24 protein-coding genes are annotated in these 20,669 nt (G+C 47.1%); 15 read left to right on the forward strand and 9 right to left on the reverse strand.

What is annotated here, in order from left to right:
* Positions 1–28 precede the first annotated feature (28 nt).
* The 4 genes from KNQ02_RS07725 (at position 29) to KNQ02_RS07740 (ending at position 4,262) form a co-directional block, all read left to right on the forward strand.
* Entirely contained in the window at positions 29–466 is a 438-nt protein-coding gene (locus KNQ02_RS07725; protein WP_088836799.1) for a YaiI/YqxD family protein, read from the forward strand.
* A 70-nt stretch (positions 467–536) separates the two neighbouring features.
* Positions 537–2,186: a sensor histidine kinase gene (locus KNQ02_RS07730; RefSeq protein ID WP_251135039.1), complete on the forward strand. Its 1,650-nt coding sequence runs from the start codon at positions 537–539 to the stop codon at positions 2,184–2,186.
* Positions 2,187–2,205: 19 nt separating this feature from the next.
* On the forward strand, positions 2,206–3,960 hold the full coding sequence (locus KNQ02_RS07735) for an EAL domain-containing protein (protein WP_214807801.1): 1,755 nt from the start codon (positions 2,206–2,208) through the stop codon (positions 3,958–3,960).
* A 59-nt stretch (positions 3,961–4,019) separates the two neighbouring features.
* Complete coding sequence (locus tag KNQ02_RS07740) at positions 4,020–4,262, forward strand: hypothetical protein (protein WP_214801197.1); 243 nt, start codon at positions 4,020–4,022, stop codon at positions 4,260–4,262.
* 112 nt (positions 4,263–4,374) lie between these two features.
* On the opposite strand, the gene KNQ02_RS07745 is transcribed toward KNQ02_RS07740, so the two are convergent.
* The 3 genes from KNQ02_RS07745 to KNQ02_RS07755 are packed head-to-tail and all read right to left on the reverse strand — an operon-like array spanning position 4,375 to position 6,520.
* Entirely contained in the window at positions 4,375–4,944 is a 570-nt protein-coding gene (locus KNQ02_RS07745; RefSeq protein ID WP_214807804.1) for a class I SAM-dependent methyltransferase, read from the reverse strand.
* A gap of 24 nt (positions 4,945–4,968) precedes the next feature.
* A complete protein-coding gene (locus KNQ02_RS07750; RefSeq protein ID WP_214807807.1) occupies positions 4,969–5,943 on the reverse strand; it encodes a DUF4003 family protein in 975 nt (324 codons plus the stop codon).
* Positions 5,944–5,998: 55 nt separating this feature from the next.
* Positions 5,999–6,520, reverse strand: coding sequence for a DUF1836 domain-containing protein (locus KNQ02_RS07755; protein WP_088836804.1), 522 nt, complete (start codon positions 6,518–6,520; stop codon positions 5,999–6,001).
* A gap of 115 nt (positions 6,521–6,635) precedes the next feature.
* Here KNQ02_RS07755 and trhA point away from each other — a divergent pair, with 115 nt between their 5' ends.
* The 3 genes from trhA to KNQ02_RS07770 all read left to right on the forward strand — a co-directional run bounded on the left by trhA (position 6,636) and on the right by KNQ02_RS07770 (position 8,417).
* Entirely contained in the window at positions 6,636–7,283 is a 648-nt protein-coding gene (trhA, locus tag KNQ02_RS07760) for a PAQR family membrane homeostasis protein TrhA (RefSeq protein WP_088836805.1), read from the forward strand.
* A gap of 109 nt (positions 7,284–7,392) precedes the next feature.
* Positions 7,393–8,091 (forward strand): ribose-5-phosphate isomerase RpiA, encoded by a 699-nt coding sequence (rpiA, locus tag KNQ02_RS07765; protein ID WP_214801206.1) that lies wholly within the window; start codon positions 7,393–7,395, stop codon positions 8,089–8,091.
* Between the two features lie 68 nt (positions 8,092–8,159).
* Positions 8,160–8,417: a hypothetical protein gene (locus tag KNQ02_RS07770; RefSeq protein ID WP_214801210.1), complete on the forward strand. Its 258-nt coding sequence runs from the start codon at positions 8,160–8,162 to the stop codon at positions 8,415–8,417.
* A 41-nt stretch (positions 8,418–8,458) separates the two neighbouring features.
* Here KNQ02_RS07770 and KNQ02_RS07775 read toward each other — a convergent pair whose 3' ends face one another.
* The 3 genes from KNQ02_RS07775 to KNQ02_RS07785 form a co-directional block, all read right to left on the reverse strand.
* Complete coding sequence (locus KNQ02_RS07775; protein ID WP_029333388.1) at positions 8,459–8,863, reverse strand: DUF350 domain-containing protein; 405 nt, start codon at positions 8,861–8,863, stop codon at positions 8,459–8,461.
* Between the two features lie 12 nt (positions 8,864–8,875).
* Positions 8,876–9,052, reverse strand: coding sequence for a hypothetical protein (locus KNQ02_RS07780; RefSeq protein WP_167331096.1), 177 nt, complete (start codon positions 9,050–9,052; stop codon positions 8,876–8,878).
* Positions 9,053–9,116: 64 nt separating this feature from the next.
* Entirely contained in the window at positions 9,117–10,229 is a 1,113-nt protein-coding gene (locus tag KNQ02_RS07785; protein ID WP_214807810.1) for a GGDEF domain-containing protein, read from the reverse strand.
* 289 nt (positions 10,230–10,518) lie between these two features.
* Here KNQ02_RS07785 and KNQ02_RS07790 point away from each other — a divergent pair, with 289 nt between their 5' ends.
* The 3 genes from KNQ02_RS07790 to KNQ02_RS07800 are packed head-to-tail and all read left to right on the forward strand — an operon-like array spanning position 10,519 to position 12,754.
* Positions 10,519–11,265, forward strand: coding sequence for a methionine ABC transporter ATP-binding protein (locus KNQ02_RS07790; RefSeq protein WP_214807813.1), 747 nt, complete (start codon positions 10,519–10,521; stop codon positions 11,263–11,265).
* Positions 11,258–11,920, forward strand: coding sequence for a methionine ABC transporter permease (locus KNQ02_RS07795; RefSeq protein ID WP_214807817.1), 663 nt, complete (start codon positions 11,258–11,260; stop codon positions 11,918–11,920). Before KNQ02_RS07790 ends, KNQ02_RS07795 begins: the two co-directional genes overlap by 8 nt.
* A gap of 18 nt (positions 11,921–11,938) precedes the next feature.
* Complete coding sequence (locus KNQ02_RS07800; protein ID WP_214807820.1) at positions 11,939–12,754, forward strand: MetQ/NlpA family ABC transporter substrate-binding protein; 816 nt, start codon at positions 11,939–11,941, stop codon at positions 12,752–12,754.
* 158 nt (positions 12,755–12,912) lie between these two features.
* Here KNQ02_RS07800 and KNQ02_RS07805 read toward each other — a convergent pair whose 3' ends face one another.
* Positions 12,913–13,857, reverse strand: a complete 945-nt coding sequence (locus tag KNQ02_RS07805; RefSeq protein WP_214807823.1) for a DUF2268 domain-containing putative Zn-dependent protease — start codon at positions 13,855–13,857, stop codon at positions 12,913–12,915.
* A 149-nt stretch (positions 13,858–14,006) separates the two neighbouring features.
* On the opposite strand from KNQ02_RS07805, the gene KNQ02_RS07810 reads away from it, so the two are divergent.
* From KNQ02_RS07810 to KNQ02_RS07820, 3 genes are all read left to right on the forward strand, one after another.
* Complete coding sequence (locus KNQ02_RS07810) at positions 14,007–14,747, forward strand: hypothetical protein (protein WP_214807826.1); 741 nt, start codon at positions 14,007–14,009, stop codon at positions 14,745–14,747.
* Between the two features lie 17 nt (positions 14,748–14,764).
* The gene (locus KNQ02_RS07815; RefSeq protein WP_214807831.1) at positions 14,765–15,472 is read left to right on the forward strand and encodes an AAA family ATPase; all 708 of its coding nucleotides are present in this window, start codon (positions 14,765–14,767) and stop codon (positions 15,470–15,472) included.
* Positions 15,473–15,644: 172 nt separating this feature from the next.
* Entirely contained in the window at positions 15,645–15,965 is a 321-nt protein-coding gene (locus KNQ02_RS07820; RefSeq protein WP_214807834.1) for an antibiotic biosynthesis monooxygenase, read from the forward strand.
* 42 nt (positions 15,966–16,007) lie between these two features.
* Here KNQ02_RS07820 and KNQ02_RS07825 read toward each other — a convergent pair whose 3' ends face one another.
* The gene (locus KNQ02_RS07825; protein WP_214807838.1) at positions 16,008–17,006 is read right to left on the reverse strand and encodes a FecCD family ABC transporter permease; all 999 of its coding nucleotides are present in this window, start codon (positions 17,004–17,006) and stop codon (positions 16,008–16,010) included.
* Positions 17,006–18,013, reverse strand: coding sequence for a FecCD family ABC transporter permease (locus tag KNQ02_RS07830; RefSeq protein WP_214807841.1), 1,008 nt, complete (start codon positions 18,011–18,013; stop codon positions 17,006–17,008). The genes KNQ02_RS07825 and KNQ02_RS07830 overlap by 1 nt, the downstream gene beginning before the upstream one ends.
* A 104-nt stretch (positions 18,014–18,117) precedes the next feature.
* Between KNQ02_RS07830 and KNQ02_RS07835 the strand changes: the two genes are divergently transcribed.
* Positions 18,118–19,602 carry a helix-turn-helix domain-containing protein gene (locus tag KNQ02_RS07835; RefSeq protein WP_214807844.1) on the forward strand — a complete coding sequence of 495 codons (1,485 nt, stop codon included), beginning with the start codon at positions 18,118–18,120 and terminating at the stop codon, positions 19,600–19,602.
* An 87-nt stretch (positions 19,603–19,689) separates the two neighbouring features.
* Positions 19,690–20,607 (forward strand): ABC transporter substrate-binding protein, encoded by a 918-nt coding sequence (locus KNQ02_RS07840; RefSeq protein ID WP_088836819.1) that lies wholly within the window; start codon positions 19,690–19,692, stop codon positions 20,605–20,607.
* Positions 20,608–20,669 lie beyond the last annotated feature (62 nt).

Genomic DNA, 20,669 nt, shown 5'->3' on the forward strand with positions numbered 1-20,669 from the left:
AGATAGGTAAACAGAGAGGAAGAGGGAAATGAAAGTATTAGTCGATGCCGATGGGTGTCCGGTCGTTGATTTGACAATCCGGTTAAGCGCCGGGGTGGACGTGTTTTTAGTCTGTGATACAGCGCATGAATTTAACCGGGCGGGGGCGACGACGATTACAATTGGACAAGGTCCGGATGCGGTCGATTATGCAATCGTCAACCGGATTTCACCGGGTGATATCATCGTCACACAAGATTATGGACTGGCGGCACTTGCCTTAGCGCGTAAAGGACGACCGATTGACCAGAATGGACGAATTTTTACAGATGACAATATTGATTTTCTCTTGCATACGCGGCATGTCGGCCAACAAATTCGTCGGGCCGGCGGACGGACGAAGGGACCGAAAAAGCGAACGCGCCTAGAAAACGAGCAATTTGAAGTGTCCTTCCGCTCCTTACTGAAGCAAGAAGAATTCAAATGATGTATGCCGGCCTTCTCATACGCGTGGTATAATTTTAGAAACGATTTTTCAGCTAGGAGGAAAAAATTCATTGAAAAAAGTCATGCGGTACCGTCCAACTAAAAAAACACGACCATATCGTTTGAAGAGTGGATCGTTTCCTTCGATCGAGCAAAGTGCGGATGTCACGACGGATCAGCAACAAATCGGTCAGCTGAAACACGACTTGCTCGCAGCCGAAGATAAATTAAGACACCGAAATGAAATCATGGAAACACTCGCGACACAAAACGTCGAATCTGCGTGCGAGACGCTTCTGTTGAAGCTGCTTCCGCTCATCGGATTGACGCGTGGTGCAATCATTCTCTACCGGCGCGAACAACTCAGTCATGTCGTGACAGAGGCGGTGGAAGAGATGGAGTTGATTGAAAAGGACTTAGATCAATATTCCGTTTTGCGCCGTGCATTCGTGATGCGAAAGTCCGTCCAACTGCCGATTGAAACAGGAGGATATGAGTCCGCGATTCCAATCCAGTCACCGAGTAACAACAGTGTCGTCGGGTTGATTTATTTAAAGCATGAGTTCGAGCAATTTAATTTAGAACAAGTCGGAGACATCTTAGACTTGTCACGCAAGCTCGGGATGACGTTAGAGCGACACCTCTTGTTCCATCAGATGGAGCATGAAAAAATCAAGACGTACCAGTTACTCGATTCGATTCGCGAAGCAGTCCTCTACATCGAGAGTAGTGGCGAACAAATCTATGCCAACCAAGCGTTGCTCGATATGTTCCCGCCAAAACTGTTGAATCAAGCACAAGGATTTCGGCATGCCTACGAGCGGGCGACATCGCTGTTTGAGCACGTCGACCAACCGGATGCGTTGCACGATTATATTGGTCAGCTGATGAACGGTGATATACCGGGTGAAACGATTGAACTGTCAGCATTTCGAGGCAATCTCTTGCTCAGTGCCTATGCGGAGCGGATTGCGATTGCAAACGTCGAGTGGGGCATGATGCTCGTCTTGCGCGATGTGACGAAAGATAAAGAACTCGACTTGAAGCAAGCTGAATTCGTGTCCATCGTCTCTCACGAACTGCGGACGCCGCTCTCTTCAATCATGGGATTCACAGAATTGTTGATGAAGCGTTCCCTCGACGGACCCCGTCAAAAGAAATACCTTGAGACGATTTATTCCGAGACCGTCCGTTTGTCTGAGCTGATCCACGACATCCTCGAAATTCAAAAGGGTGAAGATTTGACGCAAGGGGCAACGAAAAGAACGATTGATTTAAAGAAACTGCTGATTGAAATGAAAACGATGTTCGAGTTAGCGAGCAGTGAACATACAGTTCGGATGGCGTTCGGTTCAGGGGCGCATCTCTTGATGGCAAGCGAAGAAAAAATGAAGCAATTGTTTACGAACTTAATCATGAATGCAATCAAATACTCACCGAATGGTGGAAACATCGAGATACGTACTGAAGTGACAGCGCAGGACGTCCGGATTGAAGTCGAAGATGAAGGAATTGGAATTCCGGATAAGGCGTTACCGTTCATTTTTGATAAATTCTACCGGGCCGATAACTCGGATACCCGGAAAATTGGCGGAACAGGTCTCGGACTTGCGATTTGTAAAATGATCGTCATGGACCATGGGGGTTCGATTTCTGTTCAGTCAGAAGTTGGTGTCGGAAGTCGCTTCATCGTTGAGTTCCCGATTCATCCGATGTCATGATACGAAAGGAGGCAGCACAATGGATAATTCTCAAAGCCGCTACGAAGCCTTACATCCGCTCGTCGAAGAAATTTTAGAGAAACTCAGTGAAAAAATTGGCGTCAATTCGTTATTTTTCGCACTGAATGATTCAAGTAGCAACTTCATCGTCAAAGCAATCAATCAAGATCAAGAATTGATTGAAGAAGGATCGACGCATGTGTTCAACCACGTCCTTTGTAAACTGGTCATCGATGAGAATGCAGGAAAAATTCAAATCAATGAGTTGTTGACGAGTCCATTGACGGTCGACCATCCCGTCACAAAGGCATTAGGAAACGGGAGCTTTCTTGGCGTCGCAATCAAAAACGCCGACAATGAGAAAATCGGAACGCTTTGTGCTTTTGACGATCGACCATATGACTTCTCAGCGAGCGATTTAGCATTGATTGAACATTACGCTGATATCATCAGCAAATCGATCAGTGTCGAAACATACGTCATTAAAGATGCCTTGACGGATGTGTACAATGAACGGTACATGAACCGTTTGATTTCAAGTGTGACGATTCATCCGGCATTTTTAATGGTCTTGAACCTGGATAACTTTCACGCTGTCAATGCCAAATTCGGATACCGTGTCGGCAACCGGGTTTTACAAGTCCTCGCCGACCGGCTGAAATATGTTCCGATTCCGAATCATGTTGTCGGACGGAAGGACGGCAATGAATTCATCATTCTTGCGCCGCTTGATGAACGAGAGTTTGAACAAACGGGTGCGATGTATGCCGATTACATCATGGCAGCAATCGAGGCGCCGATCGCGGACATCGGATTTGAACCGATTCATTTGACGGCGTCGTCCGGTGTCAGTTTGTTGACGGGGGATTATACGAACCGACAGACGCAAGTCTATGCGGCAGAGGCCTTGATGCAACAAGTGAAGCTCGATGGGAAAAATGGAATGCTGTTCGTCAATCAACAGCGGGAGTTCGAACAGCATCCGTTCGCTTCCGTTCTTGAAGAAGAGTTGACGCATGCGTTAGAACGCGGGCAATTCGAACTGTATTACCAGCGGATTCTTGATATGAAGCGAGGGGTGACCGTTGCGGTCGAGGCCTTATTACGCTGGAATCATCCTGTGCTCGGATTCGTCAGCCCGACTGACTTCATTCCAATTGCAGAACGTATGGGGGTCTTTGGCGACATCGGTCGATTTACGATTCGCCAAGCGATTGCCGATCGCGAACGGTTCGAAGCAGAATTCGACTTACCGGTTTCGGTTGCGGTCAATCTTTCCGCGAGTCAATTCCAGTCGAATCAACTGTTAGAAGAACTCTTGTCCTTTTCGAAGCAAGCAAACTTTAAACAAGATCGTGTCGTCCTCGAGATTCGGGAAGAAGTATTGCAGACGGGACGGAAAAAAGCAATTGAGCGCCTTCAACTGTTACGAAGCGCGGGATACCGCTTGACGGTCGATCATTTCGGTAGCCATTATGCATCGCTCAATTCATTGCTTCATCTACCGGTCCAGGCGGTCAAGCTCGATCCGATCTTCACCCGACGTTTGGCTCAAAATCAGCTCGAACAGTCGATGATTCGTTCGGTCTATGCTTTGACGGAAACATTAAAGATTTCACTTGTCATTCAAGAGGTCGAGACATTATCGCAATACAAGCAGGTAGAAATGCTAGGCGAACGTTTATATGTCCAGGGGCACTATCTGCATCATCCGCAACCGCTCGATAAGTTGATTACGGACTTTGCGAAGAAAATGCAACCTCTTGATGTTTAACGGAAATCGTTCAGGGAATACTCTTAACTGTAGCTTAATTTTGTTAAGGGGGATTTCTCATGAATGAACAACACGATAAAGAAACAGATCCGATTACATCAGGTAATCAGATGACGAACGATGAAATTGCGGGACGTGATAAAGACGCGGCACCGGATACTCGCGACAAGCACGATCAAGCAAAAAACCAAAAAGCGGATGCTGAGAAATCAGACGATGCGTCCGAACAACCGGATCTTTCGCATGAAGCAGACGATGACTCTGACGTCGAAGCGAACGAGGAAACGAATCAAGATAACTAAGTGAGCGAACCGTATTCGTTCCACGCACCTAAAAGGCATCCACTCTTTCAGATGAGTCGATGCCTTTTTGAATGCAAATAAAGAGGTAGTCTGGCAAAGACTTCTTTTTCGTTCAATCGGGCGGAACGGGACCTCGCTTTTTTACGGCGAGCAGATGGAATGTTGCATTTACTTCTGCATATTCAGTATATGTGTCAGCGAGCGTTTCCCATTCATAAGGAGAATCAGAAAGAATATTTTTTAATACCTGTTCGCGGTTTGTCCCTTGCAACATGCAATTGACGAAGACTGCGCCTTCGCGCAACTGGTTCAAGATGTTGTTTACGAACGTCGTTTCGTTCTTTAAATCAATTTTATGGAAATGCAGCATCGAGTCTAACAACACGACATCGATCTGTTCGGAAATCGGAAAGGCATAAGCATTGCCGACAATGCCTTCGACAGCATAGCCCTTTACTGAAGCGTGTTGGTTGAGCTGGGTGATGCCGACGACGGAATGATCGACACCCGTCACGGTATAACCCAACTGTCCGAGTAACAAGGCGTCCCGTCCTTGACCACATCCTAAATCGAGCACGTGTCCCTTCGGTTGATATTCACTGAAAAAAGAGACGAGTCCCGGATAAGGCTGTCCGAAATAATTTTCATCTAAATAATACGTATCGTACGCAACTTTTTTCATGGGAAACCTCCTGTAGGATCATCGTCAAGCATCGCTACTGCTACTCCCCGCATCGCCGTCAAATCCGCCGTCGACCATTCCGCCATCTGTCGCATGCGACATGTCAGTAATATCGATTGGAAACAGTAAAAAGGGGACTGTTTCCGTCGCCATGTCGTCGATCGTCGGAGCGAGTTGAGCAAACAGTTGTTGCAGTGTCGGATGATTCGCAAGATAGAGCCGGACAGCCGTTAAAAAAAGTAAGTCTTTTCGATGCTTGAAGTGGACATCCGAGCGGAGTTGCTCGACGATTTGGTCGAGTTTTGAAGCATGTTCGGCAGGATCACCGAGTAAAGCGAGCAGACCGTGGAATGCAAGTGGGATGTGAGATTTACGATAACGTGCGCGCGACGCCCGTAATTGGTCGACATACGCCTCGAAATCGTCTTCAGGTAAAAGTGAAAATAGAAGAGCGACGATATAGGTCTGTTGGGCGCGACCAAACCGTTTCTTCAACAGATCGTAAGCATCTTCCACTCGTGCAAGAAGATGCTCGACCTCACCGCGCTTGTAACATTGGAAAAAGAAGAATGAGCCGAGTAAAGGGGAGACGATGAAACGGTGTTGTTGTTTGGCGAGTCGGTAAAGGGATAACGTCCGATGTAAGTGAGCATCCGATGGATTAAGCCGGCTGATCAGCAGAGCGGTCGAGAAGGCATTTGCAGGATGCGTCATGCGATGCGTCGCAAAAAAACTTTGAATCGACATCATTTCCGTGATGCGCTCAAACGGAGACGCATCAAAAGCGTGGATTTTCGACGCGAGGAGCAGTGCCTGGGTCTGGTGCGAATGTAAGTGAAGTTCGATGTAATCAGCAGTCTGTTCGAGCGTCGAAAATTCTGTCGCATAATGACCAATCGTTTGATCAAAAGCGAGTTCGATCAAGATAGTGTCTTGGTAGCTAACAAAATACTGTCCTACGTCTTCAAGCTGATGCAAAAAGCGTGTGCTTTCCTCCATCACAGCCCACCCCCATCTCCATTTTCCCTATTTTACCATGAGCACCCGGTAGAAGTTAACCGTCGAGTTGATCAATCATCCGTTCGGCAGCACGTCGATAGAGATTGCTCATATGTGCAAGTGAAAGGATCTGTTGCAGCTGATCGATTGGTTCGTTTTCATCAGCCGACGCTTGCTCAGCTTCGAATGTCTCGAGATTTTGTACCGTGTTTTCCAGGTAGCTTGCATAAAAGGCTTCCAGATTGAGCGTCTCGTTTGCGACACCTTGATTCAATTCAGTCAATGTTGCTTTGATGTCATTAATTGAGACGGTTCCTTTCAGTTGATAAATCAAGCTGATTAGAATGAGATGATTCTTCGTATACTTTTTATTCGTGACGGGGAAAAAGAGTTTCTTTTTCGCGTAATTGTTAATCATCGTCTTCGTCAAAATCGTTTCGCCTTCTGTCCGCGTCGTTGCTTCAAATGTCCGTTCGAACAATTGAATGACTTGATCCATATATAAGTCGATGTTCGGAATATCGTCTAACTGGAGTTGGCGATCGAGCGGTCGCGATTTGTCGTCATCGTGTGTCATTAAAAAAACCTCCATGAAATTTACAGGTAATGCTTTCTATTTCTCTACTATATGATAAGATATCTATATAACGCCATGTAGTATTGAAAACTACATAACTTTTGGAGGGTAACTTATGAAAACGTATATGCGCGAACCGATTAATGGATTGACTCATCTCGGGGGAGCCGTCTTTGCCTTTGTCGGACTTCTTGCTCTAGTCATCAAGGCCTCACTTGAGCGGGGCGCGGCCATCGCCATCGTCGCAGCCATCATTTTCGGAGTCAGTATGATCGCCCTGTATTCCGTCTCGGCAACTTATCATATGGTACTTGCAAGTGACCGGGCGATCGCGATTTGGCGCCGCCTTGATCACTCGATGATTTATTTATTGATTGCCGGATCCTACGCACCGTTTTGTCTCATCAGTTTGAACGGACCGACCGGTTGGGTATTGTTCTCGATCGTCATGTTGATTGCCGTCTTCGGAATCACATTTAAGTTAGTCTGGTTCAACAGTCCGCGTTGGTTATCGACGACGCTTTATATCGGAATGGGCTGGATCATGGTCTTCGCGATCACGCCGCTTGCCGCAGTTCTGTCGCCAGTCGGAATCGGCTTACTGTTCCTCGGCGGAATCTTTTATACTGTCGGTGGAGTCATTTACGGATTGAAACCAAGCGCATTATCGTTCAAGCACCTTGGTTTCCACGAAATTTTCCACGTCTTTGTCTTACTTGGAAGTCTCGCGCACTTCTGTTGCGTCTATTTCTTCGTCATTTAACGTTCATGAACCGGGTACGATGGAGACGTCGCACCCGGTTTTTTGGTTAAAGGGCGCAGGATTCGGGAAAACTATCAGTGAACTGGAATTAGAGAATGGAGGGTGAACGATGCAAGAACAGGATAAAGCATTGATTGCGCAAGCTGCACTCGCATATGTAAAACCCGGTATGACACTCGGGCTCGGTACGGGTTCGACGACACGCTATTTTATTGATGCTGTAGGAAAAGCAGTGGACGAAGGATTAAAAATCGAAGCGATCGCGACGTCGATTGAGACGGAAGAACAGGGCAAGCGGCTCGGAATACCGATGCGTCAGTTACGTGATGTCGAACAGCTTGATCTCGTCATCGACGGGATTGACCAGATTGATGAACAGTTCCAAGTCATCAAAGGTGGCGGCGGCGCATTGTTCCGGGAAAAGCTCGTCGCGCTGCAAGCACGCGAAGTGTTGTATCTCGCAGACAGCTCGAAGTTCGTCCGCCAGTTGACGGGACCTTTACCGGTCGAAGTCGAACCGTTCGGACAGACACACGTCGAACGACTTCTTGCGGACAAAGGAATTTCCTATACACACCGCGAAACGGCGGGAGAAGCATTCGTGACGGATGGAGGCCATTTGATTTTGGATGTCGCCCTGGATCGTGTCCCGGACGTCGCCCATTTCGTCCGGGAATTGAAGTCATGGAGCGGTGTCATCGAAACCGGTTATTTTGAGCGGCAACCGGATCATGTGTTGACTCTAGAACACGGAAATATCAAACTGCTTGCCCACCCGACGCTACGGAGCGGTGGCGGAATCGTTTGAACTTGACTCAACGTAGTCGGGATAGATAAGTAGTGCATCATTACTCGTTTTTTTAAGGAGGAACAGTCATGAAGCTACGGAAGCGATTTTTATTTGGAGCCGGTGTATTGGCAGGTACAGGACTTGTCATGAAAAAAATGAAATCACGCCGCCCGCCGAGTCATTTGAAGGAGTATTTGGACCACCTCGATCAAGATGAGAGTCAAGATGCGGATAAAGACGAGGATGAAGTAGGATTGACGAAGCTTGATTCGATATACCGATCAGAGTGGCAAGCGAACGGATTCCCGCGTTCGCAACAAGAACTCGATGAATTAGATAAATAAAAAAATGACAGAAGTCCGCTTCCGGATTTCTGTCATTTTTTTTAGTATGTAAGAGACCCGGCGATGATTAAGCCGATTGATAACGAGAGGAACAATAACAATAAACCAACGGCTTCGTTGTTGGCATCGATTTCCTTCGTCATGCTGAGACGCGGAATGAGCAGATCGGCAAGATAAAACAGGACGATTTGGAAAACGATCGCGAGAGCCCCCCACAAAACCATGTCGAGGATGCTGACAGAGTTTGCGATACTTGAATAAAGCACGATCGCAAGTCCGAGAATCCGTCCGCCGAACGCATAGACGGCTGCTTTTTTACCTTGACGAATCAATTCCATTTCCTTTGATTTCGTCGTCACTTCAAACAGGACAACACCGATTGCGAGCAAGAGCGTCGCTACACCGATATAGGCGAGTGTTGATAAAAACAAGTCACTGAATGCCATACCATTTCCCCCTTAAGAACGTTTCTTGTTGTTGCGGTCTTTTTTTTGCTGAATCGCGACATAGAGCTCAAGTAAGGCACCTACTAAAATCCCGGCGGATACATACAGATAAAAATTATCTCCGATAAATCCAAACAATAAACCGAGGAGAAGACCAATGAAAATGTACGGTCCTTTTGTTAACTTCATATTCTTCACCTGCCTTACTATCAAACGTAGCTGATTTTTTTGATTACGTCCATCCTTAATTGAATCACGTCGTCGTCGCGATCTCTTCTTGTACGGAATGGAGCGTGACTTGGTTTCGACCGGATTGTTTAGAAGCATACAGTGCTTGATCGGCATGGCGGACTAAATGATCAATATTTGCAGTCGTCTCTTCAAAGCTTGCGACACCAAAGGATGCCGTCACGCGGAGTGTTTGGCCGGTCTGTGTCGTGAAAGGGGCAGTTTCAATGCGCTCACGCAATTCTTCAGCGAGGGTCAAGACGCGCGTTAACGCAAGATTTGTGATGATGAGTGAAAATTCTTCACCGCCGTTTCGTGACAGGTAGCCAGTATCTCCGACTCCATCACGTAACCGTTTTGAGAATTGACGTAACACGTCGTCACCAGCCTCATGCCCGTACGTATCATTGACCGACTTAAAGTGATCGATGTCAATCATGACGAGGGCGACCTGCTGCTCATTGAAGATACTTTGCCGTTTAATGTCCGTTAAGTAATCTGAAAAAGCACGCGAGTTGTGAAGACCCGTCAAAAAGTCGATTTGCGCTTTATGTTGGAACGTCCGTAACGCAAGCTTCGTCATCCGGATGTCTTGGATGATGAGCAAAGTCAACCAGCTACTGACGAAAGACGCAGGGGTGATGACTGACAGGATTTCGACGATTTGACCGGTATCGCGTAAGACGATTCCTAAAATGACAGCGTGCAGAAGCGTCGCATAAAGCGTCACCGTCATGAAGGTCTTTTTTGAATACAAAGGCATCAGTTTGACAATCAGGGAGATGCCGACAGCGAGACTGATGATGAAAAAACATGCTGCATAAGCTGCAAAATTCGTACTGATGGTAAAGCGGTAAACGATGATGGCGACAGTCACGATGAACGTCGGCAATGGGCCAGCGAAATAGGCGGCGACAATGACCGGGATATGCCGTAAGTCGACTAAAATTCCAGGGGCCGGTTCAATCGTCATCTGCATCAACACAATCGCGAGGACACTCAAACATAGACCATACAAAATACGCAGTGACTGTTTAGAATCCTGTGTAATCGGTTGAGAAGATAATTTTCCGAGTAAGTAAAATCCACTCATTAAAAAAGTGATATTGTGAAGAACATCGTAGATGATTGTTTTCATATGTCGTGGACTCCTTTTAAACCGATTATGTCTATTGTACTATAATGCCGACATCGATTTTCAAAAAAAAATCATTAGTGCTTCGTCTAATCGTTGAGAAGTGGGCATATGCTCTCATGACTTCAAAAAAATACAGGTGACCTCAACGGTGAACATGAGATGTATGTGTTTATTTGACTGAATGATTTATTTAATTAGCGAGATAACGCGGGAAAGAAAAAAAGCATTCGGCATGACAAGGAATGGGAGCTTACGATAGAATGGAAAATGGCAAAAGGGGGGAGGGCACATGATTACATTACATACGGTCAGTAAAGCATTTTCCAAACAACCCGTTATTCAATCAGTATCCTTAATGATTGAACAGGGGGAGATACATGGCATCATCGGTGCGAGCGGAGCAGGTAAATCGACACTGCTTCGGCTGATGAACCTGCTCGAACGACCGGATGAAGGCGACATTGAGTTTGATGGCATCAATTTGCTTGCTTTACCGCACCATAAATTGCGGGGTGTTCGCCAAGACATCGGGATGATTTTTCAAAACTTTAATCTGGTCGCGAATAAGACGGTCGAACAGAATATTTTGGTATCCCTCGAACTCGCGCGCGTGCAGAAGCAGGAGCGTTCCGCGCGGGTTCAGGACTGCCTCCGATTCGTCGGATTGGAATCCTTTTCTGACAAGTACCCAGCCGAACTGAGCGGCGGTCAGATGCAACGTGTTGCAATTGCACGTGCGCTTGCCAATCGGCCACGTGTACTCTTATGTGACGAACCAACGTCCTCCCTCGACCCAAGTACGACGTCGGAGATCTTATGGGTTCTTCAAAACATTAATCGGACGCTTGGTGTCACCATCGTGCTCGTCAGCCACGAAATGAACGTGATTCAGAGTATTTGCAATCGCGTCACGATTATGGAGAACGGTCAGATTCGCGATACGGTCGCGACAGAACCTGCAGGTGTTGCCGAAATCACGAGTGATGCGGGTTGGTTCTTAACGCAGTTGACCGAACGGGGGAGCGCGGATGCCTGACATATTAATCAAGTACGCAGGGGAAATCAGACTTGCCATCGGACAAACGTTCGTGATGGTAGGGGTCTCGATTCTTGCTGCAGTGCTGATCGGACTGCCGGTCGGAACGTTGCTGTTTGTATCGCGGAAAAATCAGTTACTCGAAAATCGTTTCCTGTTCTCCGGTTTGAATCTGCTAGTCAACACGGTCCGCTCCTTTCCTTTTTTGTTACTTGTCGTCTTTTTGATTCCGTTTACACGGTTGATTATCGGTACAGCCATCGGGACGGCAGCAGCGACCGTTCCACTTGCGATTATCGCGATCGCCCATTATTCCCGGCTCGTCGAACAATCGTTACTTGATGTACCAAAAGGCGTCATCGAAGCAGCGATCTCAATGGGCGCGTCGACACGAGAAGTTGTCGTGAAATTTTTATTCGTTGAGGCCCGGTCCGGACTCGTTCTCGGTCTGACGACATCGATCGTCAGTTTTATCTCCTACTCGACGATCATGGGAGTGGTCGGTGGAGGGGGCATCGGAGATTTTGCCGTACGGTACGGGTATCAGCAATTCCAGACTGAGTTGATGATGTACATGATCCTGATTATGGTTATCCTCGTTCAATTGATTCAATTCATAGGTACGACAGTAGCACGATTGATTGACAAACGTTAAAAGAAAGTAGGAAATGAAATGAAAAAACTGATGATGATGTTGACAATAGTTGTCCTGGCCTTAGCAGGTTGCGGAAATAGTGATGACAGCGATACCGGTTCTACGGAAGAGACGAAAACCTTGAAGGTCGCGTCACTGATTAAACCGATGACGGAAATTCTTGATCTCGTGAAACCACAGTTAAAGGAAGACGGGATTAACCTGGAAGTCGTCGTTCTGAGCGATAACGTTCAGCCAAACAGTGCGCTGGCAGCGAAAGAGGTCGATGCAAACTTCTTCCAACACGTTCCGTATATGGAGGAATTCAATCGGAATAACGATGCGAACCTCGTTCCGATCGAACCAATCTATTTTGCCAATTACGGTGTCTACTCGAAAGAATATAAATCAATCGATCAACTACCGAAGGGGGCCGTCATCGCGATGGCGAACGACGTCTCGAACATCGACCGTTCGCTGTCGTTACTCGCCCAGCATGACGCGATTAAATTGAAAAAGAAGACAGGATCTTACTATACGATGAAGGACGTCGTTGAGAATAAACAAGATTACAAATTCAAGGAAGTGGACTTATTGATGCTCGCGCGTCTTTATGATGATGCTGACGCGGTCGTCATGACACCGGCTTATGCAGCACCGCTCGGTCTGACGCCGAAACAAGATGCACTCGTCACGGAAGGCATCGAGAATGACTTTGCGATTACCCTCGTTGCCCGGAAGGACAATCAGGATGCGGAAGCGATTCAGAAGCTTGCGAAAGAGATGACGAGTCCGGAAGTCAAAAAGTTCTTAGAAGAAAATTATGATGAAACGGCGATACCGGCTTTCAACTGATACTCAAACAAAAGTGACTTGTCGACAATCGCTAGAACTCAGTTTAAAAAATCACCCGCTTCACACGTCTGCTTGGCGTCGTGTAAAGCGGGTGATTTTTTAAAACGATTGTTGATTAAAGCAAAGTGGACGGTCTCCCTGATCAACTCAAAACCGCTTCATTGTGCCGTCAATTGTTTTGCATAACCGCTTTGCTCTAAAATATCGCCTGTCGGTAGATGCGTCCATTTTTCAACGGAAGTGTCGGGATTTTTCTGAATGAAGTCGGTCATAATCGTATTTCCGATTGCATAATTCGACCAACCGGGGATCTGCAAATCAGAATTGCCGTTCTGTAAGTCTGAGAATTTGGCGTGATACGAATTTATTTCATGCAGAACATGCTTAAAGGAATGGTCGAGCAGCGGTTCTGTCCAAGCTGGATTGACATCTGGATAAAGACCTTTCGCAAATAAGTCCGCTTTTCCTTCCGAAATGATATTATCGGCAATCGATGAAATTCCAAGCTTTTCGAGTAAAACGGTGTGATGGTATTCATGGGCAACTGTATAGGCAAGCATCGATTGATCGACATCACGATCGATGTAAAGCACTAACAGGTTTTTGGCGAGTGCAATTCCTGTCACACCACCCATCCGCTTGTTATTCACGGGATTATCTGAATTAATTGGAGCGACTAGTATGACTAAATCGTTTTGGCGGGGTAACTGTTTCAATGCTTGTTGTAACGATTGTTTGATTTGTTGCTGTATCTCGGTTTGATGCTGCTGTAAGTAGGTAACATTTTCTTTTAAGTGTTTGAGATCGTTCATCGGTCGGTCGAGCGGATTATAGACACCAAGCTGTTCCGAAACCTGCTCCTGCTCACGGATACGATCGTTTTCCTTTAAAACGTATTTTTCGAACAGCGCTCCGTTTTCAGTCGGAGCTTTCAGTGCTGCATCGACATATGACTGATAGGCATCATACAGTGGGATGATCTTAATTGTTTTATCATCTTGCGTGAAGGTAATACCCGTCGGCTTGGTTTTTTGTGCTTCCGGTTCCTCGGAGCACCCGGCGAGTAAGCTGGCCAAGGCGGCACTCACGATCAATCGTTTCATTCCGATCACATCCTTTCTTTTGGTCTGTGGGAGAACGTTCGAAGAAACCATTTTTTGAAACATTTCTTCTTTTGTTAGCGTATAGTAAGATAATGTAAGAATCAATTTGATTATGGATTTTATTGGATTACACACTAGGAGGGAACCGCGTGCGGAAAAGTTATGAATTCTTTTTGCTTTACAACAAAGAAATGTTCTTCAATAAGTTTGCTTACCTCTATACGCTCGCCGTACCCCTCGTCATCATTCTCCTCAATCACTTCGACTGGTTCAAGGATTCCCCGACGTGGACGGTCTTTCAGTCGGCGATGATTCAATTCTTTGCGATCATGATTGTGTTGACTGCAATCAATGGAATTGGCATATCATTACTCAACCAACGGGAGAGCGGCTTTTTGAAGATGTATACGTTTTTGTCCGGGCAAAAATTCCCGGTCATCTTCGGACGTCTCATATCGCAATGGTTTTTCCTCACGTTGAACATGTTCGCTGCCAGCCTGATGATGGCGGTTTTGTTTCATCAACCGTTGCTAAAGACTATGCTGATGACCGGATTGCTTGCGCTCATCATCCCGTTACCGGTCTTTGCCTGTAGCCTGCTGATTGCAGCACTCCCATTGAAGCCGGAGACGATGACACCGCTCGGGACGATTTTAATTTTTGCCGTCTTCATTTTCATCGATGTATTTGAACTGACGGATAATCGATTGCTTGCGTATTTTTCATTCCTGAATCCGGCGAATTTAATCTTGAATGAAGCCCGCTTCCTGACAGGCAGTGTCAGTGACGGGATGATGGGCTTGTCGATTCTGACAGGTATCATGGTTTATTTAGTAGTCGGCTACGTTGCCTATCAGCGGTTGTCGATTACGTCAAAAACAAATCGTTAACGGAAGGGGACGGACAAATGCAACTCGGGACAATCGAGTACAGCTATGATGAAAAACGGATGATTTTAGATAAAGCGGATCTTGAGCTCGATCCGGAACGGTTGAACGTCGTGATTGGTTTAAACGGTTCAGGTAAATCGACGTTGTTTGACGTCGTCGCCGGGGCGCTCCCGGCGGACGGGTTTCAACCGCCGTTTAAACGGACGGAGATTCTTTATCAATTGCAGCAGGCACCGCTTCCGCCGATGCTGAAAGGAAAAGATTTAGTCCGGTTGATTTTGAAAAGTGACCGGACGGAGCCGTTCCGTTCGTTATGGGATACATATGTCGCCTCGTTACGCGAACAGGAACGAAGCCGGTTAGAGCGTCTGCAAGACTTACGGCTCGGTCAGATGTCAGCCGGTGAAAAACGGTGGCTGGTCATCCGGACGGTCTGTCATCTCGATCGTACACTCTACATCTTTGACGAGCCGACGGTCGGGCTCGACCCGGAGTCACGGCGTTTCGTCGTCGAGGCGATTGGTGCGCTACTCGACCGTCAAAAAATCGTGTTATTGTCGACGCACATACTGCATGAAGTCGCCCACCTGCCGTGCAAGATGCATTTTCTCCATCACGGAAAAATCGTCTACAGCGGCTCCTATCATGCCTTCATCGCGCGTTATGAGACCGATAATCCAGACATCGCGTTTGAGCGTTTCTTGTCGGAGCAACCAACCGCCTAAACTAACCTGTTCAAGATGCATTCGAACGCGAGTGTATCTTTTTTTTGCGTTGAATTACTCGAATTTCAAAAAAATGAAATAAATTTTAGTACGGGATTGACAAATTTAAGGAGTATAATGCTATATTGATAATGAAAATGAGATTCATTATCAATTGAGGAGAGTGAGACATATGTTTATCCAACTGAAAACCATTCGTGTTGAGCACGGCTACGCGGAGACAATGATTGAACGATTTGCAGGAGAAGGCATCATCGAACAGCAGCCAGGATTCGTTGATCTGAGCGTTTTGAAAAAAAAGCGGACACGCGGCGATGAGGAAGTCGTGATTTTAATCCTCTGGGAATCCGAAAAGGACTGGAAAGCCTGGGAAACAAGCGATGTCCATCTCGCAGGTCATCGGGAGCGCCGTGGTCAGCCGGCACCGTCCTATATACTCGATAGCATTCAAGTATATTATGAGATGCTCGGTCAAAAAACGAAAAGTGTGTAACATGTGACCGATTCGTTAAAGCCTTGACGAATCGGTCACACTTCATTTACGAAAAAGCAATACGATAAAGTACGGTGCACCGAGAACGGCGATGACGATCCCGACCGGAATATCGGCCGGGGCCAACAGATTTTTTCCGATTAAATCAGCTAACAATACGAGTAGACTACCGACAAGCGCGGCAACCGGAATCAGACTGTAATGGTTCGGACCGACGAGTCGTCTCGCGATATGAGGGGCGAGCAGACCGATAAATGAAATCCCTCCGCCAGCCGCCACGCAGGCTCCAGCAAGAGCCGCAGCCACGAACAGAATACGTTTACGGGTACGTTCAACCTGAAGTCCTAAGGTTTGTGGCAGTGAACCGCTCAATTGCAATAAGTTCAACGAACGACTATGCATAAATGCGAGTGGGATGAAAAGGACGATCCAGGGCGTAAGCATGAAGACGGACGACCAATCTGCCTGCCAGATGCTTCCGGTCAGCCAGACGGTTGCTTGCTGGAAATCTCTTGGATCCATCTTCAACTGAAAAATGATTAAAAGGGCACCGCATAAAGCATTGATCCCGACGCCGACCAACAACAGGCGGGCAGGCTGTAGTGAAGTCGCTCCTGCCAGCCGATAAATCGTCCAGGCGACGAGTATTGCACCGAAAAAAGCGACGAATGGCAAAAGCGGGAGCTGATGTAAAGCGGAGCGAAAATAAAACAGGGTCATGACGACAAACAGCCCGGCCCCTGCATTAATCCCGAGAATACCCGGGTCGGCCAAAGCATTGCGTGACATGCCCTGAAGCAGTGTCCCGGAAACAGCAAGACCTGATCCGATCAAGAGAGCCAGCAGCATCCGGGGCAGTCGCAGGTCAATCAAGACTAACCGTTCTGCATCCGTTCCTTGCCCGATTATGGTCCGGCTGATTGAACTGAACGAAACGGGAAGAATGCCGGTTGAGAGGCTGTATAAAAATGTAACGATAAGAAGAACACATAAGCTAAGAAACGTAAAACGTGATTTTTGAAGAGCGCTCCACATATCCATCAGATCGCCAACTCCTTCCGTCGTGCAAGGTAAAGAAAATAAGGAACCCCGATTACGGCCGTAATGGCTCCAAGTGGTGTTTCAAACGGGGGATTGACCAGTCGTGCGAGTAAATCGGAGACAATGAGAAGTGTCATCCCGAATAATGCGCTGACCGGCAGGAGAAGATAATAATTCGTTCCGACAAGAAAACGACTGATATGTGGAATGACAAGACCGACGAAACCTATGACACCAGCGATGGATACAGCACTCCCGGCAAGCAGGACGATACTGCAAAATCCGAGAACCCGGACTTTCGTTAACGACGATCCAAGACCTGCCGCGACCTCTTCTCCAAGCGAGAGAACGGTCATGCTTCTCGCGATATGTAAGGAAATCGCCATACCGATTAAGACGATGGGAAGAAGAACATGGACATGTTCCCACTTAGAGCCGGATAACCCGCCAGCATACCAGAAACTTAAATCTTGGGCAACTTGATGGAACAAAGTGATGCATGTTGAAAGCGCACCGAACAATGCACTGAGTGCGGCTCCGGCGACGGTCAACGTGACAGGTGAAAAACAGCCACGTGCAAAAACCGTAATTAGAACGATGAGCCCTGTACCAAGGGCTGCACCGCCAAAAGAGAACATCAGCGAACTGAAGAAGGAATGGGCAGAAACAAAAGCCAGGGAAATCGCGACCCCAAGACCAGCCCCGTGGGTAATGCCGAGCAGGGACGGGTCGGCCAATGCGTTACGGGTCAATCCCTGCATCATCGTTCCTGACAAAGCCAGGGCAATTCCGACAAGTCCTGCGCAGATTAAACGCGGCAGGCGGACTTCTTGAATCAATTGGTGCTGCAGGTTATTGGCATCAAACGAATGGAACGATGCGAGGACTGTATCCGAAGAAACCGGAAAAGCTCCGTAAAAGAGTGATAATCCGCTACATAAGAAAAACAGAAAAAGCGTAATCAAAAGAACGATAGCTGTAGGGTGAGGGCGTGCAGATGCATCCATAATCGTCTCTCCTTTTTAAATGAGAATTATATTCATTATCAACGCGATTAAACTTACATCGAATAGCAAATTTTTGTCAAATGTTTTTTTAGGGAGCAAACACTATGGAAGTGAATTTAAAGCCATTAATCATCCAAAAATACTGGTTGCTGGAAGGGGACCGGCAACCGGTCAATTCGGGCATCATCATTGTTGTTGTCGGCAAGGTGTTTTTATATGACGGCCGCCAACGGCTACAACCGGGTGAAAGCGCCTGGGTCGATCAAACGCAGGAGGTACTGGCAGCTACGAAAGAGAGCAGTCTTGTTTATCATCTTGCCGTAACCGGAGACCGTTGCCCACTTTACCGGCAGGATCCAGAACAACTTCACGCACAGTTGCGAAGAATGAGTACGAGTCCGACGACCGTCAAGGGGATGCTACGCCAACAGCGTCTCGTTTATGAGTTGCTTGAGACATTAAGCCACGAACAGGAAAAACATGTATTCGAACAAGTGACGAAAGAATGGCTAGAACAACTAGGCGATAACCGTCCCGTCAACGAACTGGCAGTGGAGCTCGGGATGTCTGTACCGACATTTAATCGGCTGTTTAAGGAGCGATATGCCGAAACACCTAAAGCGTACTTAAATCAACTCCGCATTCGAACGGCGAAAGAGTGGATGCTGACGTCGCCGGACATGACGTTGGCACAAATCGCTCAAAAGGTTGGTTTGCAAGATGAATTTTATTTTAGCCGTTTATTCAAAAAGCGGACAGGTTCGTCTCCCACCCATTTTTTGAAGCGTGCTTCACCCCGCATCGGTATCGCCAGCCGTCTTTTATTGCAGGACCACTTGCTGGCGCTTGGTCTGCAACCGATTCTTGCACCAAGTTATCCGACGGAATACGGTGCGAGTGGCCTACCTGTATTTTTAACCGATTTGGAAGGTACCCAGTTTTATGACGCCAATCGCCCCGCACCGCGGGAAGTGTTTGAATCGATGCAACTGGATTTGATCATCAAGACACCAGATCTCGATAAACAGCATGATGTCAGCTGGTCGCCGCCAGAACACGTCCTCGAATTGCCCCGCCAGACGTGTTGGAGCGAGTATCTGCGTCTGCTGGCAATCGCAACAGATCGGGAAGAGCGCCTCGAACCGATTATGAAAGAGGTCGACCGGTTGGAACAAACCGTTCGGGAACGGATAGCGTGGCACCGGACGGGGACGTGGGCGGTAGTTTGGATTCGCCCGGACGAGGTGCGGCTTTATGGAACGGGTCAGCATACGATGCTTGATTTTTTGTTTCACGATGTAGGGATGACAAGTGCGACCGGTTTACCGAAGACGGTTTACCAATCTGTCACATTATCAGAACTGAAAATGATTGAACCGGACAATCTATTGATTTTATGGAGCCAACAGACGGATATCGAACGGATTCAACATGATGCCGCCTGGCAAACGCTCAAAGCAGTCAGCACGCATCGCGTCTTTTGTCCGGACAGTGTTGACTGGGATCCATGGGGACCGCTCGGACGGATTCATATGTTACGCCAATTCCTGATTTACATCGAACAGGACAAACGATTGATTTGTCCATGAAAGTTGACGGGTTCGTCCATGTCGTTTTTAAGTGATAATGATTATCATTACTAATGAAGAACGAGTTTGAGAGGAGAAAAGATAATAATGAAAAAAATCATAGGGGTAACATCAGTCCTTGCGACATGTGCAATTTTAGCTGCATGTGGAGGGGAAGCAAGCGAACAGCCGGCTAAGCAGACAACAGCCGTCCATACGGTCGAACATATTTTCGGGAAAACAGAAGTTCCGGATAATCCGAAGAAGGTCGTCGTCTTATCGCACGTCTCATGGGAAGGCTCACTTGTTTCAGTCGGCGTTAAACCGTATGCGGTCATGGCGTATGACAATGAGTTTCCGCCCCACTTGACGGAAGAACTGCAAGGAACGAAAGCCTTACCATATGCCGACGAAATTAATCCGGAAGAAATCGTTAAGCTCAATCCGGATTTACTGATCATCAGCGACCGTTACAAACCACTTTACGATAAACTGGCAAAAACGATTCCGACTGTAGCAGTCGAAGTCGGCGGGGACTGGAAAGAAGATCATTTGAAAGTTGCGGAAGCTGTCAACAAAAAAGCGGAAGGGCAGGCAGTCATCGATGACTTGTCGGAAGAAGCGAAGAGTATCGGACAACGCATCAAGGACAGTGTCAAAGACGAAACGTTTATGGCCGTATCGGTCAATAAAAAAGATATTCGTGTTTACGGTCTGACAAATCATGCGACAAACTCATTGTTGTTTGACGATATCGGATTAACACCGACGAAAGGTTTACCAAAAGATTTCGGGGAGAACATTTCCATCGAAGGGTTGGCGAAATACAATCCGGACCATATCATCGATTTGTCCTACTTCAGCAGCGGTCCTTACTACGATGAAGTAACAAACGGAAAGGTCTGGAAAGGATTAACGGCAGTAAAAAAAGATCAAGTCCATCAGCTATCAACGACATGGGGCTTTTGGGACCCGATTGAACGTGAAAAAGGGTTAAAAGAGCTGGAAGACGTCTTACTGAAATAATCAATTACAGAGCAGGAAGAGGAACGGGGAAACCCGTTTTTCTCTTTTTTTACAATGAGAAT

It is taken from the genome of Exiguobacterium sp. s102 (genome assembly GCF_018618635.1).
In the GTDB taxonomy this organism is placed as follows: domain Bacteria; phylum Bacillota; class Bacilli; order Exiguobacteriales; family Exiguobacteriaceae; genus Exiguobacterium_A; species Exiguobacterium_A oxidotolerans.